Origin of the sequence: Candidatus Cryosericum odellii, from assembly GCF_003570935.1 — a bacterium.
GTDB classification, from domain to species: Bacteria; Caldisericota; Caldisericia; order Cryosericales; family Cryosericaceae; genus Cryosericum; species Cryosericum odellii.
The window spans coordinates 1763-3702 of the sequence record NZ_QXIU01000162.1 but is presented as its reverse complement, the minus strand read 5'-3'; the positions used below and the strand labels follow the sequence as shown (position 1 = coordinate 3702).

Annotated in this window: 2 protein-coding genes; both read right to left on the bottom strand. The window is 62.2% G+C overall.

Going from position 1 to position 1940, the window contains the following annotated elements:
• Positions 1–1231: adenylosuccinate synthase (locus tag SMC5_RS06760; RefSeq protein ID WP_119120101.1), on the bottom strand; the 1231-nt coding region annotated here is incomplete at its 3' end.
• The coding region (locus SMC5_RS11045; protein WP_243625013.1) for a lyase family protein at positions 1228–1940 on the bottom strand (713 nt) is incomplete at its 5' end. The genes SMC5_RS11045 and SMC5_RS06760, both read right to left, overlap by 4 nt.

Sequence of the window (1940 nt, the reverse complement as noted above, 5' to 3'; positions counted from 1 at the left end):
TCTTGGTCTCCATCTCATCCGTGTGAGGGCCGTAAGAGATATACGTGATGGGCACGCTGACCTGTTCTTCGATAAACGTCATGTACTTGAGGAAGTTGACGTCATCGGTCGTGCGCCAGCCAGGCAGCTCCTCGTAGACGGGTTCGGCAACGAAGAAGTCGTGCGAGGTCGACGGGACGTCACGGACAACCCCGCCGATGCGGTAGCCGGTGCACACCCGGACGGTCTTCAACCCATTGAGCACGTCCGCCTTGGTGATGACAAGACTGGTGAGTCCCGACCGGATGGCAGCATACCGCAATGCCGGCAGATCCAGCCACCCGACACGGCGTGGCCGGCCGGTCGTAGCGCCGTACTCTTTTCCCCGCTCGCGAATGCCCTGTGCCACGTCCGTATCGTTTTCACTGGGGAACGGACCCTCTCCCACACGGGTCGTGTAGGCCTTGAGGACGCCGGCCACGTCGTCCAGCTCGAAAGTCGAGAACCCGACCGACGAGACACCGTGGGCCATGCAGGACCCCGAGGTGACAAACGGGTACGTCCCAAAGTCCAGGTCGAGCAGCACCCCCTGCGCTCCTTCGAACAACACCGACGTGCTGCGGAAGACGTGCGCCATGTCGACCGCTCCGGTAACCTGAACTCCCAACTCCAGCAATCGGTCCCGTTGTCGCATGAGGAGGCCGGCAAGCTCTGCAGGTGGCATGGAAAGCTGGCCTCGATACAAGTTCTGCTTGATGACCCAAGAGTTCTCGAGCCGTTCCATCAACATCTTCTCATCAAACAGGTGACACAGCTTGATCCCTTCGCGGGACGCCTTGTCGGTATAGGCCGGCCCGATGCCGCGGCCGGTCGTGCCGATGGGCTCGGCGCGCATGGCTTCCAGCAGCTGGTCCTGCTGCTTGTGCCAGGGCAGGACCAGGAAGACTTCCGGGTCGACAGCGAACTTGGCACCGACGCCGGGGAAATCCTTTGCCAGCACTTCGACCTCTGTCACCAGCTGCTCCAGGTCAACGACCATACCGGCCCCCAGGAAACCGCGGCCTGGTCCATCAGGAAGGATGCACGGCAGCAGGTGATTGACGTACTTCTTGTCCCCCACATAGATGGTATGGCCTGCATTGGCGCCCCCTGCGAAGCGGACGATCCAGTCGAAGTCCTTGGCGAAGTAGTTGACGACCTTGCCCTTGCCTTCGTCGCCCCACTGGGCGCCGACCACTGCGACACGTTTCATGATTGTTCCTCCTTTGCATTGTCCAGGCCGAACCGCGCATAGACGGGGCCGATGTTCCTCAGGTAGTACTGTGGGTCAAAGAGAGCATCCAGTTCTGCCGGGCTCATCAGCGTAGTGATGTGTGGCTCCGCCAGGCAGAGCTGGTGAAAGTCCGCGTCACCCTCCCATGCTGCCAGGGCAAGGCGCTGGACGAGTGTGTATGCATCCTCGCGACTCATCCCGCCACGCACCAGGGCCAGCATGACACGCTGCGAATACACGAGACCATGCGACGCCGCAAACGTCGCCTGCATCGCCTCGGCATCCACGACAAGCCCGCGCATCAGCCAGATGACACGATCGAGCATGTAATAGGTCGTCATGACGCCGTCGGGCAGGATGACCCGCTCCACCGACGAATGTGAGATGTCACGCTCCTGCCAGAGCGCCACGTCCTCAAAGGCCGCCGTCATGTAACCCCTCAACAGACGCGCCATGCCACAGAGGCGCTCACAGACGATGGGGTTCTTCTTGTGGGGCATGGCGGACGACCCTCGCTGGCCGACCTTGAACGGTTCCTGCGCCTCGTGCACTTCGGTGCGCTGCAACAGCCGGACCTCAGTCGCCATACGCTCGATCTGGGCGCCCACCAGGGCGAGAGCGGCCATGAATGCCGCGTGCTGGTCGCGCGGGACGATCTGGGTAGAGCATTTCGCCCGCCGCAGCCCCA